Raw genomic sequence first — 14,568 nt, 5'->3', positions numbered from 1 at the left:
GACCGGCGATGAACTGCCCGGGCCGCTCTCCCGGGCTCGGGGCGCCGCTCAGCGCCCCAGCATCACACCGACGGACGACGCTTGTGCCGCCACCTGGTCGAAGCCTCCGAAGAGGAAGAGCAGGAGGGCGGCCAGGGGGAGCACCATGGCCGCGGCCACCAGCGGGTGGCGCGTACCGGACTCGTGGCCGTTGAACGCGAATGCCTTGCGCCCCTGCCGTGCGATGTCCGCCATGACCCTCTCCCTGTGTCGGCAGCGGTGGGCTTGTGACCTCGGGGGACGAGTGCGCCACCCACCGCTTGTGCTCAACACTAGGCGGGCCGGGCCCCTGCGGCGTCCTGCCTTCGTACCCCTTCACAGGCCTCCAGGAGGATGACGGCTCCCTCCCCGTGTACTCCCCTGGGTGGAGACCGGTCCCCCTTGTAGGGGTCTTCCCCGACGGGGTGACCGGAGGGTAGTGACTTCGCTCACTTGCGTCACTCCCGGCGCATGCATCTCCGCTGACGGGGTACACAACAAGATCAGCCCTTCCGGCCGCGCCCCGCGTGCGCCCGCCGACCGCCCCCGGCCCCGGCCTTCGCCCCAATCCCCTTGGGGCCAGGGCCCTTTGGGGCCGCGGCCCCACGGGGCCCGGGGTCCGGGCCGCGGGGCTGAGGAACCCTCAAGTGGGCGGTGACGCACAGACGATCGATTCCTCCGGCGAGGGCGCGGCCTCTGAGCGCTCGTGGCGGATGGTCCGTAAGCTGTGCCACGTCAACAGGACGACCGGTCAGCGGGGTGGACATGGCGATGATGCGGCTCCGGCGCGAGGACCCGCGTGTCGTCGGCTCGTTCAGACTGCACCGACGGCTCGGCGCCGGCGGCATGGGTGTGGTCTACCTGGGCTCGGACCGGCGCGGCCAGCGCGTCGCGCTCAAGGTGATCCGGCCGGATCTGGCCGAGGACCAGGAGTTCCGCTCCCGCTTCGCCCGGGAGGTGTCCGCCGCCCGGCGGATCCGCGGCGGGTGCACCGCGCGCCTGGTGGCAGCGGACCTGGAGGCCGAACGGCCGTGGTTCGCCACCCAGTACGTGCCCGGCCCCTCCCTCCACGACAAGGTGGCCGAGGAAGGCCCCCTGACGGCCGCGCAGATCGCCGCGATCGGCGCCGCGCTGTCCGAGGGACTGGTCGCCGTGCACGAGGCGGGGGTCGTCCACCGCGATCTGAAGCCCTCGAACATTCTTCTGTCCCCCAAGGGGCCCCGGATCATCGACTTCGGGATCGCCTGGGCCACCGGCGCGAGCACGCTCACCCATGTGGGCACCGCCGTCGGCTCCCCCGGCTTCCTCGCCCCCGAGCAGGTGCGCGGAGCCGCCGTCACCCCGGCCACCGACGTCTTCGCGCTGGGCGCCACCCTGGCGTACGCCGCGACCGCCGACTCCCCCTTCGGGCACGGCAGTTCCGAGGTGATGCTGTACCGCGTGGTGCACGAGGAGCCGCACCTGCTCGGGGTCCCGGACGCACTCGCGCCCCTCGTACGGGCCTGCCTGGCCAAGGATCCCGAGGACCGGCCCAGCACGCTCCAGCTGTCGATGCGGCTCAAGGAGATCGCGGCACGGGAGGCCCAGGGCCTGTCCGACGGCCGCCCGCCGGTCCCGCGCGTCCGGGCCGAACGGCCCACCGGGCGGCTCCCCGAGCAGTACGCCGACCAGCGCACGGAGCGGCGTACCGGCGGCACACCCGCGCCCCAGGGACAGCCCAAGGGACCGCACAGCGGCCCCCACTCACGGCCGTCGTCCTCCCGGAACCCCGGCGCAGGCCAGGGTCCGTCCTCCCGCCCGACCGCGGGGCGTACGGGCGGCCGCCCGGCCCCCCGGACCACGGGCACGGGACGGCGCCCCTCGCGGCCGGACCCGAAGCTGATGCGGCAGCGGCTGATCGTGTTCGTCGTGGTGACGCTGATCGTGGCGCTGGGCATCGCCGCCGCCCAGAAGTTCTGACCCGTCAGGGCTGGCGCGGCTGCGGCGGGCGGGTGGCGTAGAAGGCCACCGCCGAGGCGGCGGCCACGTTGAGGGAGTCGATGCCCTCCGCCATCGGGATCCGGACCCACTCGTCGGCGGCGCGCAGCGCGTACGTCGACAGGCCGTGCCCCTCGGAGCCCAGCATGATCGCCGACCGCTCGAAGCGCTCCGGCGGGACCTGGTCCAGGGGCGTGGCCTTCGGGCTCGGCGTCATGGCCAGGATCCGGTAGCCCGCTTCGCGGACCTTCTCCAGGTCGGCGGGCCAGGCGTCCAGCCGTGCGTACGGGACCGAGAAGACGGACCCCATGGAGACCTTGATGGCCCGCCGGTAGAGCGGGTCCGCGCAGTCCGGGGACAGGAGTATCGCGCTGATGCCGAGGGCGGCGGCGCTGCGGAACGCGGCGCCGAGGTTGGCGTGGTCGACGAAGCCCTCGAACACGGCGATGCGCCGGCCCGCGCCCTCGTCCGCGAGGAGCTCGGCGGGGGCGGGCAGCGGCTTGCGCTGCATCGAGGCGAGGGCGCCGCGGTGCACGTGGTAGCCGGTGACGCGTTCGGCGAGCTCAGGGGTGACCGCGTAGACGGGGGCCGGCAGCTCGTCGATGACGTCGCGCATGACGTCGACCCACTTGGCGGAGAGCAGCATCGAGCGCATCTCGTACCCGGCGTCCTTGGCGCGTCTGATGACCTTCTCGCCCTCGGCGATGAACAGGCCTTCCGCGGGCTCGCGCCGGCGCCGGAGCTCGACGTCGGTCAGGCCCGTGTAGTCGTGCAGCCGCGGGTCGTCGGGGTCTTCGACGGTGATGAGATCTGCCACGGGGTGATACTGCCTTGTCCTGGGTGTGGTGCCAACGGCCTTGCGGGGCGGCGGCGTTCAGACGTTCGGGGTTCCGGCGTTCGGGGTTCCGACGCGGACGACCTCGCCGATGACGATGACGGCCGGCGGGCGGACCTCCTGCGCGCGGACGGTTGCGCCGACGGTGGCGAGGGTGGCGTCCACCCGGCGCTGGGTGGCGGTGGTGCCCTCCTGGACGACCGCGACGGGGGTGTCGGCGGCACGGCCGTGCCGGACCAGCGCCTCGGCGATCAGACCGATCTTGTCGACGCCCATCAGGATCACCAGGGTGCCGGTGAGCTTGGCGAGGGAGGCCCAGTCCACGAGCGAGCGCGGGTCGTCGGGGCCGACGTGGCCGCTGACCACGGTGAACTCGTGGGCGACGCCGCGGTGGGTGACCGGGATTCCGACGGCTCCGGGCACGGAGATGGAGCTGGAGATGCCGGGGACGACGGTGCAGGCGATACCCGCCTCGGCGAGCGCCTGGAGCTCCTCCATGCCCCGCCCGAAGACGTACGGGTCGCCGCCCTTGAGCCGGACCACGGCCTTGCCGGCCTTGGCGTGCTCGATCAGGGCGTTGTTGATGGCCTCCTGGGCCATGTAGCGGCCGTACGGGATCTTCGCGGCGTCGATGACCTCGACGTGCGGCGGCAGTTCGTCGAGCAGGTCGCGGGGGCCGAGCCGGTCGGCGATGACCACGTCGGCCTCGGCGAGCAGGCGGCGGCCGCGGACGGTGATCAGGTCCGGGTCGCCCGGGCCGCCGCCGACGAGGGCGACGCCGGGGGTGTGGGGGCGGCCGGCGGTGAGCGAGCCGTCGCGCAGTCCCTCGACGACGGCGTCGCGGACGGCGGCGGAGCGGCGGGGGTCGTTGCCGCTCAGGACGGCCACGGTGACCCCCTCGACGCGGCCGGTGGCCGGGGTCCAGGCGGTGGCCGCGTCGGCGTCGTCGGCGCGCACGCACCACACGCGCCGGCTCTCGGCCTCCGCGGAGGCGCGGTCGTTGGCCTCGCGGTCCCGGGTGGCGATGAGGGCGTACCAGGCGCCGTCGAGGTCGCCGTCCTCGTAGCGGCGGCGCTCCCAGCGGATCTCGCCCGTCTCGGCCATGGCGTCCACGGACGGGGTGGCGGAGGGGGAGATCAGGAGGACGTCCGCGCCGGCGGCGACGAGGGCGGGCAGGCGGCGCTGGGCGACCTGGCCGCCGCCGATGACGACGACGCGGCGGCCGGCGAGGCGGAGTCCTACGGGGTAGGCGGGGTGTGCCGGGTGTGCCATGGCGGTGCGGCTCCTGGTGCGGCGGGTCTTTGCCGCTGCTGCGCTGGAGCGGCTGGTCTGCTACTGACGTGCGGTGTCGCTGTCCGGGTCAACGATACGGCCCCGGTCGGGGCCGGGTTCCGCTGCGCGGGGCCCTTCCCCACCCCGCCCCTTCCCGAAACCGGGGGCTCCGCCCCCGGCACCCCGTTCCGGGCGCTCCGCGCCCGTTGCGCTCAAACGCCGCGCGGGCTGCAATCGGCCCCGTCGGCGTGTGAGGCGCGGGGGTCCGGGGGCGGGGTTACTTCTCGGTGACGCCCGCGGAGTCGAACGTGGCGACCTCGTGCATCGCGCGGGCCGCGCTCTGCACCAGCGGGAGGGCCAGCAGGGCGCCCGTGCCCTCGCCGAGGCGGAGGTCCAGGTCGACCAGCGGGCGCAGGCCGAGCTTGTTCAGGGCGGCGACGTGCCCGGGCTCGGCGCTGCGGTGGCCCGCGATGCACGCCGACAGGGCCTCCGGGGCGATCGCCCGCGCCACCAGGGCGGCCGCGCCGGCGCTCACGCCGTCCAGGATCACGGGGGTGCGCAGGGAGGCCGCGCCCAGGAGGAGGCCGACGATCGCCGCGTGCTCCAGGCCGCCGATGGCCGCGAGGACTCCGATCGGGTCGGCCGGGTCCGGCTGGTGGAGTTCCAGCGCACGGCGTACGACCTCGACCTTGCGGGCGTGCGTCTCGTCGTTGATGCCCGTGCCCCGCCCGGTGACCTCCGAAGGGTCGACCCCGGTGAACACCGAGATCAGCGCCGCGGACACCGTGGTGTTCGCGATGCCCATCTCACCGGTGAGCAGCGCCTTGTTGCCCGCCGCCACCAGGTCGCGGGCCGTCTCGATGCCCACCTCGATGGCCGCGACGGCCTCCTCGCGGGTCATCGCCGGACCGGTCGACAGGTCCGCCGTGCCCGGGCGGACCTTGCGCGGGAGCAGGCCCGGTGTGGCCGGGAGGTCGCCCGCGACGCCGACGTCGATCACGCAGACCTCGGCGCCCACCTGGTTCGCGAAGGCGTTGCAGACCGCCCCGCCGCCCAGGAAGTTGGCCACCATCTGGGTGGTGACCTCCTGGGGCCAGGGCGTGACGCCCTGGGCGTGGACCCCGTGGTCACCCGCGAAGATCGCGACCGCAGCGGGCTCCGGGATCGGCGGCGGGCAGACCCTGGAAAGGCCGCTGAGCTGCGCGGAGATGATTTCGAGCATGCCCAGGGCCCCGGCGGGCTTGGTCATGCGCTTCTGGCGTTCCCAGGCCTCGCCCAGTGCCTTCGCGTCGAGCGGGCGGATGCCGGCGACGGTCTCGGACAGCAGGTCGTGCGGCTCCTCGCCGGGCAGGGCGCGGCGTCCGTACGTCTCCTCGTGGACGACCCAGGCCAGCGGCCGGCGCTGCGACCAGCCGGCCTGCGCGAGCTCGGGCTCCTCCGGGAACTCGTCGACGTAGCCGACGCAGAGGTAGGCGACGACCTCCAGGTGCTCCGGCAGGCCCAGCTCGCGGACCATCTCGCGCTCGTCGAAGAAGCTGACCCAGCCGACGCCGAGGCCTTCGGCCCGGGCGGCGAGCCACAGGTTCTCGACGGCGAGGGCCGAGGAGTACGGGGCCATCTGCGGCTGGGTGTGCCGGCCGAGGGTGTGGCGGCCGCCGCGGGTCGGGTCTGCGGTGACGACGATGTTCACCGGGGTGTCGAGGATGGCCTCGATCTTGAGTTCCTTGAACTGCTTCGCCCGGCCCTTGGGGAGGGACTTCGCGTAGGCCTCGCGCTGGCGCTGGGCGAGCTCGTGCATCGTCCGGCGGGTCTCCGCCGAGCGGATGACGACGAAGTCCCAGGGCTGGGAGTGGCCCACGCTGGGCGCGTGGTGCGCGGCCTCCAGGACGCGCAGCAGCACCTCGTGCGGGATGGGGTCGGTGCGGAAGCCGTTGCGGATGTCGCGGCGTTCGCGCATGACGCGCAGGACGGCCTCGCGCTCGGCGTCGCCGTACGCGGGGGCCGGCTCACCGGCGGAGGGCTCGGCGGGAGCGGCCTCGACGGGAGCGGGCTCGGCGACGGGCTCGGCAGCCTCGGCAGCGGGCTCGGCCGCCACCACCGGAGCCGGCTCGGGCTCGGGCTCCGGCTCCGGCTCCGCGACGGGGGCGGGAGCGCCGGCTTCGGGCTGGGCCGGTACGGCCTCCGCCACGGCCTCCGGGGCGGCCTGCGCCGCCACCGGCTCCTCGGCCACGGGCTCGGCGGCCTGGACCACCGGGGCGGCGGGCTGCGGCGCAGGCTCGGGCTCGGGCTCGGCCGGCGCCTGCTCCGCCTGCTCCGGCGCGGCCACGGGAGCGGCCTCGACGACGGGCTCGGGCGCGGGGGCGGCGGGCTCGGCGGCTTCCACGACCGCGGCGGGTTCCGGCTCGGGCATCGGCGCGGGCTCCGCGGCCGCCGCGGGCTCGGGCTGCTCCGGCTGCGGTGCGGGCTCGGCCACCATGGCCGGCTCGGCCTGCGGCTGCTGTTCCGCGTGCGCCTGCGGCTCCGGCTGGGGCTGCGGCTCCGCCTGGGGCTGCGGCTGCGGCTCCGCGTGGGGCTGCGGCGCGGGCTGCTGCTCCGGCTGCGGCGCGGGCTCGGCCACCGCGGCCGGCTCCGCCCCCCACGGGGCACCCGCCTGCAGCGGGATCTCGGCCGGCTGCGGCGCCACCGGGGCGGCGGCCTGCGGGCGCGGGACGTCCAGGTACTCGGGCCCGGTGGTCTGCGGCCCCGGCTGCCGTACCGGAATCGGCGCGACGGGCGTGCTCACGGCGGCGGCGACGGGCTGCGGGGCGACCGGAGCGGCGGCCGGACCCCGGTCGGCGAGGGAGCGCACGACCCCGCCGGTGGCCTCGGGGACCGGCGGGCCCATGTGCAGCGGCCGGCGGGCGGGGGCAACGGGGGCCGCCGGGGCGGCGGGTGCCGCCGGGGGCGGGACCACGAGGCCGCCGAGGTCGAGCGCGCCCGAGTCACGGCCGCCGGCCTCGTGCGCGCCCGCGCTGTACGAGGAGTCGGCGAAGGCCGGGTCGGCGAAGGCCGGCTCGGGGAACGAGGGCTCGGGGTAGGCCGGCTCAGCGTACGCGGGTGCGGCCGGGGCGGCCGACGCCTCGGAGTACTCCGCGTACGGGGCGTCACCGTAGGAGTTTTCGACGGGGAAGGCCGGCGCCGGCGGGACGACCTGCGGGTCGCTCCACGCGCCCTGGCCGCTCGGCATCAGGAGCAGTTCCTCGTCCTCCGGCTCGGCCGGGTTGTCCACGAGGTCCTGGAAGGCATAGCCCCCCGGGACGGGAGCGGGGACGGCGGCCGGGTGCTGGGCCGGGGCGGGAATGCCCTGCTGATCCACCATGCCCGCATTGTCCGGGAGACCCTCGCCCGGTACCTGGCCGGTGTCAGTCATGCGTACCCCTCGCCCATCGGTGTTGCCCTCTTCGATCGCCCGGTCGCCCACGGGGCCGCCGTGCGGCGTTGCGTGCGGGGCTGCCGTGCGACGTGTCCGTCTTCGCACACACCGTGCGACAACCAGTAAGCATTGTCGCGCCCGTTAGCGACCACGGCGGCCATAACTGACATGGTCTGCTGTGGACTGCGCCACGTCGAGCGCCTTTTGGCGCCGTCACCCCCGGCCAAACCAGGACAGTACGACCAGGGCAGTACGACGATCGGCCAGCCTACCGCGCGCTCCCGCCTAGCGGTTCACGGGGCGTTCGGCGGCCAGCAGGAAGACGACAGAACGCTCCTGTTCGTTCCACGTACGGGTGTCCAGGCCCACGGACTGGAGCAGCGCGCACTCGACGGTGTAGCCGCCTTCGGTGAGGGCGCGGCCGATCGCCTCCGCCTCGTCGCGGGTGGAGGCGTGGCTGACGATCCGTTCGGGGCGGCGGTCGGCGACGGCCGCGACGACCTCGGCTCCCCCGCCGCCGACGCGGACGACGTCGGGTTCGGGCAGGTCTTCGAGTACGTGGGGCGCACGGCCGGGGACGACCCGGATCTGTACGCCCCGCTCCCGGGCGGCAGCAGTTACGCGTTCGCAGGCGCGCGGGTCGGCGTCGACGGCGATGACGGCGGCGCCGAAGGCGGCGGCCTCGGCGGCGAAGGCTCCGGAGCCCGCGCCGATGTCCCAGACGAGGTCCCCGGTGCGGGGGCCGAGGCGGGCCAGCTGGGCGGCGCGCAGCTGCGCCGACTCCCCTTCGCCGGTGCCGGCCTGCGGCCGGGCCCAGCCGCGGGTGAGGGCTTGGGCCGGGTTCTGGCCGAGCAGCCAGGGCGGTTCGGCGGAGGCGGCGGCCTGGCCGGCGCCGCCGATGACGATGACCACGTTGGGGTCGCGCCAGCTGTGGTCGGGGGCCTTGTCGGAGGTGAGGACGGTGACCTGCTCCTTGTCCGTGCCCAGTTCCTCGCAGATGACGAAGGTGCGGTGGACCGGGCCGAGCAGCAGGGCGAGTTCGGCGGGCCCGGCGCCGGGCGAGGTGAGGACGGCGACCTTGCCGTGGGCGCGGCAGACGTTGACGGCGCGGCGCAGGGTGCGCGGGTGGGCCACGACGACCTGGGCGTCGTCCCAGGGCATGCCGGCGCGGGCGAAGGCGGCGGCGACGGAGGACACGGCGGGGACGACCTCGACTTCGAGCCCGTGTTCCGGGGCGCGCAGGGTGCGGACGACGCCGAAGAAGCCGGGGTCGCCGTCGGCGAAGACGACGGCGGTGCCGCGGTGGCCGGCGATCCGGCGGGCGGCCAGGCCGAGGCTGCCCAGGCGGATGCGTTCGGCGGTGGGCGGGACCTCGGGCAGTGCGAGGTGGTGGGCGGCGCCGGCCACGAGGGTGGCCGCGGAGAGCGCGGACCGGGCGGCCGCGGTCAGGGGGGAGCCGTCCCAGCCGATCACCGTGACCCGGTCGGCCATCGTCGTCAGTCTCCTGGGGTGGGGGCGGGCGCGGGGATGCGGGCACGGTGAGACTACCTGGTCATCGGGTCAGTTCCAGTCGGCGCCGACGGTGTGGCCGTTCGCGCCGGCGGGCCGTCCGAGCTCGTACCCGTAGGCCTCGTAACCCTCGTGGTCCCGGTAGCCGTCGGCGTCCTCCAGGTCCTCGGGGACCAGGCTCCAGACGATGAGGTCGGTGCGGGTGTCGCTCCAGGAGCCGTCGGCGGTCTGCGTGCGCACTATCCATGCGTTGCGCAGGACGCCTTCGCTGATGCAACCGATCTTCTGTGCCACCTGCTGGGAGGCGGTGTTGTCGGCCGCGGTGCGCAGTTCGAGGCGTTCGAAGCCCTGGTCGCGGAAGAGCCACTGGGCGACGGCGAGGACGGACTCGCTGGCGTAGCCCTCGCCGCGGGCCCAGGGGGCGGTGACGTAGCCGACCTCGGTGGTGCGGGTGCGCCAGTTGGTGTTCTGGAGGTGGACGATGCCGACGAGGCGCTGGGTGAGGAACTCGGCGACGGCGAAGACGATGCCGCGGCCCTCGGTGCGCTCGGCGTGGGACTGCCGGGTGGCCCAGGCCCGGGCGTCGGCGGGGGTGTACGGGTGGGGCGCCGAGGTCCAGGCGACGATGTGCTCGTCGTTCATCATCTCGGCGAGCGCGGTGACGTCCTCCCCGTCGAAGGGGCGCAGCACCAGCCGGTCCGTGCTGATGGTGACGTCCGGGAAGGTGGTAGTCATGCGCAGCTCCATGCTGTTGCTGGACCGTTTGTGCGGGTCGTAGGCACAGCATGCAGCATGCGCCGGGGGATGTGCATGGCCGGGTTGCCCGGAAGCGGGCAGCGTTCGGCCCCGCACACCGGTGGGGCGTGCGGGGCCGGACGGGGGCGGCGATCAGGCCGTGGGGGCGCCGAAGGCGGGGGTGACCGAGCCCTGGTACTTCTCCTCGATGAACTTCTTGACCTCGTCGGAGTTCAGGAGCTTGGCGAGCTTCTCGATCCGCGGGTCCTTCTCGTTGCCTGCCTTGACCGCGAGGAAGTTGGCGTACGGGTTGTTCTCGGCCTTCTCCAGGACCAGCGCGTCCTTGGCGGGCGTGAGGTGCGCCTCGATGGCGTAGTTGCCGTTGATGACGGCCGCGTCCACGTCGTTCAGGGCGCGCGGGACGGTGGCGGCCTCCAGCTCCTTGAACTCCAGACCCTTCTTGTCGGTGATGTCGGACAGCTTGGCGCTGGTGCCGACGCCTTCCTTGAGGGTGATCACGTTGTTCGCGGCGAGCAGCTGGAGGGCGCGGCCCTCGTTGGTGGTGTCGTTGGGGACGGCGACGGTCTGGCCGGCCTTGAGGTCGGCGAGGGCCTTGACCTTCTTGGAGTACAGGCCGAGGGGCTCCAGGTGCACGTTCACGACGGGCACGATGTGGGTGCCGTTCTTCTTGTTGAAGTCGTCGAGGTACGGCTTGTGCTGGAAGTAGTTGCCGTCGACCTGGCCCTGCTCCGTGGCGGTGTTGGGCAGGACGTAGTCGGTGAACTCCTTGACCTCCAGCTTGAGGCCTTCCTTGGCCGCGAGCTTGTCCTTGACGAAGTTCAGCACGTCGGCGTGGGGGCTCGGGGAGGCCGCGATCAGGAGCGGCTTGCTCGCGTCGGCGGCGGCGCCGTCGGCCTTGGAGGCCGGGTCCGAGGAGCTGCCGCAGGCGGTGAGGCCGAGGGAGAGCGCGGCGGTGGCGGCGGCGAGGACGGTGAGCTTGGTGTTCTTGCGCACGAAGAGTGCCTTTCATTGCGGTGCAAGTGCGTGGGTCTCACGCGGGTCTTGCGGGTGGTGGCCCAAGCACGACAAGTGCGGGCTTTCTTTCCTGGGTGGAGAGGTCTGGGGAGCCGGGGGGCTCAGGCCGCCCGGCCGCGCCGGGCGAGGAGGCGTACCGCGCCGTCGCCGATCAGCTGGATCACGGTGACGATGGCGATGAGGACGACGACGGTGGCGACCATGAAGCCGGTCTCGAAGCGCTGGAAGCCGTAGGTGATGGCCTTGGAGCCGAGTCCTTCGCCGCCGACCGCGCCGGCCATGGCGGAATATCCGACCAGGGTGATCACGGTGGTGGTGACGGCGGCGACGAGGGAGGGGAGCGCCTGCGGCAGGAGCACCTTGCCGACCAGGGTGGGGATGCCGCCGCCCATGGACTCGACGGCTTCGACGAGGCCGTGCTCCACCTCGCGGACGGCCGTCTCGACGAGCCGGGCGAAGAAGGGGACGGCTCCGATGGCCAGCGGCACGATCATGGCGGTGGGGCCGATGAAGGTGCCGACGACGGCGGTGGTGACCGGGATCAGGAAGATCAGCAGGATGATGAACGGCAGCGAGCGGCCTATGTTCACGATGATGCCGAGCACCTTGTTGACCGGCTGGTTCTGCAGCAGGCCGCCCTTGTCGGTGAGGACCAGCAGGATGCCCAGGGGCAGTCCGCCGAGGACGGTCACCAGGGTGGACCACAGCACCATGTAGAGGGTGTCGTACGTGCCCTGGGTGAGCAGGGGCTGCATCTCGGACCAGGTCACTTGGCACCTTCCTTGACGAGTGCGGCGATCTCGGAGTCGATGTCGGCGTCCTCGTCGACGATGTCGACCTGGAGGCCCTGTTCGCGCAGGAAGCCCACGGGGACGACGTTGTCCTCGTAGCGGCCGGGCAGTTCGATGCGCATCCGGCCGATCTGGCGGCCGGCGACGGTGTCCATCGCGGCGCCGAGGATCGAGATGTCGACGTTGTACGTCCGCGACAGCTGCGAGATCACCGGCTGGGTGGCGGCTTCGCCGTGGAAGGTGACGTCGACGACCGTGCGGTCGGGGCCGGTGGCGGCGCCGCCGACGGGGAAGAGTTCGCCGGCGAGCTCGGAGCCGGGGGTGGCGAGGAGTTCGGCGACGGTGCCGGACTCCACGATCCGGCCCCGCTTCATCAGGGCGGCCGAGTCGCAGATCGTCTTGACGACGTCCATCTCGTGCGTGATGAGCAGGACGGTCAGGCCGAGCTGCCGGTTGAGGTCGCGCAGCAGCTGGAGGATCGAGCGGGTGGTCTCGGGGTCGAGGGCGCTGGTGGCCTCGTCGGAGAGCAGCACCTTCGGGTCGCCGGCGAGGGCGCGGGCGATGCCGACGCGCTGCTTCTGGCCGCCGGAGAGCTGGCCGGGGTAGGCCCTGGCCTTGTCGGCGAGGCCGACGAGGTCGAGGAGTTCGAGGGCCTTGCGGGAGCGCTCGCGACCGGAGACGCCGAGGATCTCCAGGGGCAGCTCGATGTTGCCCTGGACGGTGCGCGAGGACAGCAGGTTGAAGTGCTGGAAGACCATGCCGATCCGGCTGCGGGCCTGGCGCAGTTCCCTTCCGGCGCGTCGGCCGCGGCCGGCCAGGGCCGTGAGGTCGACCCCGTCGACGGTCACGGTGCCGGTGGTGGGGCGTTCCAGCAGGTTCACGCAGCGGATGAGCGAGGACTTGCCGGCGCCGCTCTGGCCGATGACTCCGTAGACCTCGCCCTCGCGGACGTGCAGGTCGACGCCGTCCAGGGCGGTGACCTCACGGCCACGGGACTGGTAGACCTTCGTGAGGCCCGATGTGGTGATCACAGGATTTCCGTCGCTGTCGAGTGCGCGGCGCAGCGGGTGCCGGGCACGGGGCAAACATCTGGGACGCGATACGGGTTGAACCGGGGCGAAACGGCGGTTCCTTCGCATGCGCGGGGGCAGGAGCGTTCCGGTCCGTACTGCGCTCGGCAGTGGCGGGGCGGACGGGCTCGGCCTGCCTCGCTTCGGGGCGCGAGGCTCGGGGAGGGGGCCCTCAGAAGGCGCACATTCGACACATACAACGAGCACCGGGCGTCATCGTCGCCTCGGTCGCAAGGGTGCGGCTGCTCGTCGTGGTCATGGGCCCCAGTAAAGCAGACGTATCCCGTCACCGATCAAAGCCGTCCGGATAGCGGACGGCTTTCGGCCGCATACCGGACACGGCCGAAGGGTCCCGGAGGCTCCGTCCCGGGCTCCCGCGGCGGCCTGACCTGCGGGGAGCCGGCCCGGCTCCGGGTACGGCCCCGGCCTCGCCGAGCACCGTCCGGGAGGGAGCGCTGTGGTCAGGACCACGGCCGCCCCCGGGGTGGGCGCACCGGGGCTTTCACCCCCGTAATACCCTCGCTGCATGCTCGACGCCCTGACGGCCGCCCTCGGTGTGGCCGCACTCGCCCTTGCCGCCTGGTGCGGTTTCGCCGCCCTGCGCGACCAGCCGACCAAGGACTGGCACTTCATCGGCATGGGCGTGGTGACCCTGCTGGTCCTGGCCCAGCTGGTGGTGGGGCTGGTGAAGCTGGCCCAGGGCGGGAAGCCCGACGAGGGCTCGGTGATCTTCGTGGCCTATCTGGTGGGCGCCTTCGCGGCGGTCCCGGCGGCCGGGCTGCTCTCGCTGACCGAGCGCACCAAGTGGGGTTCGGTGACGGTGGCCGCGGGTGCGGTCGTCCTCGCCGTGCTCGAAGTACGCCTCTACGACATCTGGGGGACCCCCGGTGCCTGACACTCCCGACACCGCGGCGTCCGAGGCGCCGCCCGCGGCGCAGCCCGGGGGACGGGAGGCGCCCGCCGGGCGCGCCCGGCTGGTCTCCGGGCCCGGCCTGCTGCTGGTCTGGCTCTACGGGGTGATCGCGGTCGGCGCCGTATCGCGCTCCGCTTACCAGATCTCCACGGAGTTCGACCAGGCCCCGCTCGCGTACTCACTGTCCGGCGTGGCCGCGCTGGTGTACGCCTTCATCACGTACTCGCTGGTGCGCGGCGGGGAGACGGCCCGCAAGGCGGCGCGGATCTGCTGCGCCGCCGAGCTGACCGGCGTCCTGGTCGTCGGCACCTGGACGCTGGTGCGTCCCGAGGCGTTCCCCGACTCGACCGTGTGGTCCGGCTTCGGGATGGGCTACCTGTTCATCCCGGTGATCCTGCCGATCACCGGGATGCTCTGGCTGCGCGTCAGGCGCTGACCCGGCGGTGCGTCAGGCGCTGACCGGGCTGCGTCAGGCGCTGACCGCGAAGTCCGCGGCCTGCGGGGCGTCCTTCTCCAGGATCACCAGCCGCACGCCGTCCGAGGCCGTGCGACCGCCGACCTGGACGTAGCCCGCCTTGCGGTAGAGGCGCAGGTTCGACTCGCTCTTGTGGCCGGTGTGCAGACGGAACCGGGTGGGGCCGCCGTGTCCGGTGAGGGCCTCCTCGACGGCGCTCAGCAGCCGGGCGCCGAGCCCGTGGCCCTGCAGGCGGGGGTGTACGCAGAGCTTGGCGATCCTGCCGGTGCCGTCCTCGTCGACGTTGCCGCGCACGGTGCCGACGACCTCGTCGCCGAGCCGGGCGACCAGCACCGTGTCGGTCGCCAGCTCCGCCTTGAGGGAGTCCAGGGTCTGGGTGAGCGGCTGGATGCGGTAGTTGCCGTAGAGCTCCGCCTCGCGCTGGAACGCCAGGTACTGCAGTTTGAGGATCTGCTCAGTGTCCTCGGCAGCTGCCGCCGAAATGGTCACGCTCATGCCCATGTGCGCATGCCTCCCGCTCACCTGG

The 14,568-nt window shown here is 73.5% G+C and carries 13 protein-coding genes; 3 read left to right on the top strand and 10 right to left on the bottom strand.

What is annotated here, in order from left to right:
• Window positions 1-48: 48 nt before the first annotated feature.
• A complete protein-coding gene (locus tag ABZ128_RS13985; RefSeq protein WP_037797219.1) occupies window positions 49-234 on the bottom strand; it encodes a hypothetical protein in 186 nt (61 codons plus the stop codon).
• Between the two features lie 543 nt (window positions 235-777).
• Between ABZ128_RS13985 and ABZ128_RS13980 the strand changes: the two genes are divergently transcribed.
• The gene (locus tag ABZ128_RS13980) at window positions 778-1,977 is read left to right on the top strand and encodes a serine/threonine-protein kinase (RefSeq protein WP_356848325.1); all 1,200 of its coding nucleotides are present in this window, start codon (window positions 778-780) and stop codon (window positions 1,975-1,977) included.
• A gap of 4 nt (window positions 1,978-1,981) precedes the next feature.
• Here the strand turns inward: ABZ128_RS13980 and ABZ128_RS13975 are convergent, their stop codons facing one another.
• From ABZ128_RS13975 to ABZ128_RS13940, 8 genes are all read right to left on the bottom strand, one after another.
• Window positions 1,982-2,812: an RNA methyltransferase gene (locus tag ABZ128_RS13975; protein ID WP_356848323.1), complete on the bottom strand. Its 831-nt coding sequence runs from the start codon at window positions 2,810-2,812 to the stop codon at window positions 1,982-1,984.
• A 57-nt stretch (window positions 2,813-2,869) separates the two neighbouring features.
• Window positions 2,870-4,102 carry a uroporphyrinogen-III C-methyltransferase gene (cobA, locus tag ABZ128_RS13970; RefSeq protein ID WP_356848322.1) on the bottom strand — a complete coding sequence of 411 codons (1,233 nt, stop codon included), beginning with the start codon at window positions 4,100-4,102 and terminating at the stop codon, window positions 2,870-2,872.
• Between the two features lie 277 nt (window positions 4,103-4,379).
• Window positions 4,380-7,511, bottom strand: coding sequence for a nicotinate-nucleotide--dimethylbenzimidazole phosphoribosyltransferase (gene cobT, locus ABZ128_RS13965; protein ID WP_356848320.1), 3,132 nt, complete (start codon window positions 7,509-7,511; stop codon window positions 4,380-4,382).
• 288 nt (window positions 7,512-7,799) lie between these two features.
• The gene (gene cbiE, locus ABZ128_RS13960; protein ID WP_356848319.1) at window positions 7,800-9,005 is read right to left on the bottom strand and encodes a precorrin-6y C5,15-methyltransferase (decarboxylating) subunit CbiE; all 1,206 of its coding nucleotides are present in this window, start codon (window positions 9,003-9,005) and stop codon (window positions 7,800-7,802) included.
• Window positions 9,006-9,074: 69 nt separating this feature from the next.
• A complete protein-coding gene (locus ABZ128_RS13955; RefSeq protein ID WP_356848318.1) occupies window positions 9,075-9,758 on the bottom strand; it encodes a GNAT family N-acetyltransferase in 684 nt (227 codons plus the stop codon).
• Window positions 9,759-9,911: 153 nt separating this feature from the next.
• Window positions 9,912-10,772 carry a MetQ/NlpA family ABC transporter substrate-binding protein gene (locus ABZ128_RS13950; RefSeq protein WP_356848317.1) on the bottom strand — a complete coding sequence of 287 codons (861 nt, stop codon included), beginning with the start codon at window positions 10,770-10,772 and terminating at the stop codon, window positions 9,912-9,914.
• Between the two features lie 122 nt (window positions 10,773-10,894).
• The gene (locus tag ABZ128_RS13945; RefSeq protein WP_356848315.1) at window positions 10,895-11,563 is read right to left on the bottom strand and encodes a methionine ABC transporter permease; all 669 of its coding nucleotides are present in this window, start codon (window positions 11,561-11,563) and stop codon (window positions 10,895-10,897) included.
• Window positions 11,560-12,615 (bottom strand): ATP-binding cassette domain-containing protein, encoded by a 1,056-nt coding sequence (locus ABZ128_RS13940; RefSeq protein WP_356848314.1) that lies wholly within the window; start codon window positions 12,613-12,615, stop codon window positions 11,560-11,562. Before ABZ128_RS13940 ends, ABZ128_RS13945 begins: the two co-directional genes overlap by 4 nt.
• Before the next feature lie 565 nt (window positions 12,616-13,180).
• Here ABZ128_RS13940 and ABZ128_RS13935 point away from each other — a divergent pair.
• Both ABZ128_RS13935 and ABZ128_RS13930 read left to right on the top strand, forming a co-directional pair.
• A complete protein-coding gene (locus ABZ128_RS13935; protein ID WP_356848313.1) occupies window positions 13,181-13,549 on the top strand; it encodes a hypothetical protein in 369 nt (122 codons plus the stop codon).
• A 79-nt stretch (window positions 13,550-13,628) separates the two neighbouring features.
• Entirely contained in the window at window positions 13,629-14,003 is a 375-nt protein-coding gene (locus tag ABZ128_RS13930; RefSeq protein WP_356848439.1) for a hypothetical protein, read from the top strand.
• Between the two features lie 33 nt (window positions 14,004-14,036).
• Here the strand turns inward: ABZ128_RS13930 and ABZ128_RS13925 are convergent, their stop codons facing one another.
• A complete protein-coding gene (locus tag ABZ128_RS13925) occupies window positions 14,037-14,543 on the bottom strand; it encodes a GNAT family N-acetyltransferase (protein ID WP_356848312.1) in 507 nt (168 codons plus the stop codon).
• Between the last annotated feature and the right edge of the window lie 25 nt (window positions 14,544-14,568).

The organism is Streptomyces sp. NPDC006326, from assembly GCF_040612915.1.
Classification (GTDB): Bacteria; Actinomycetota; Actinomycetes; order Streptomycetales; family Streptomycetaceae; genus Streptomyces.
The sequence above is the reverse complement of the archived record's forward strand: the minus strand, read 5'-3'. Positions and strand labels throughout refer to the sequence as shown.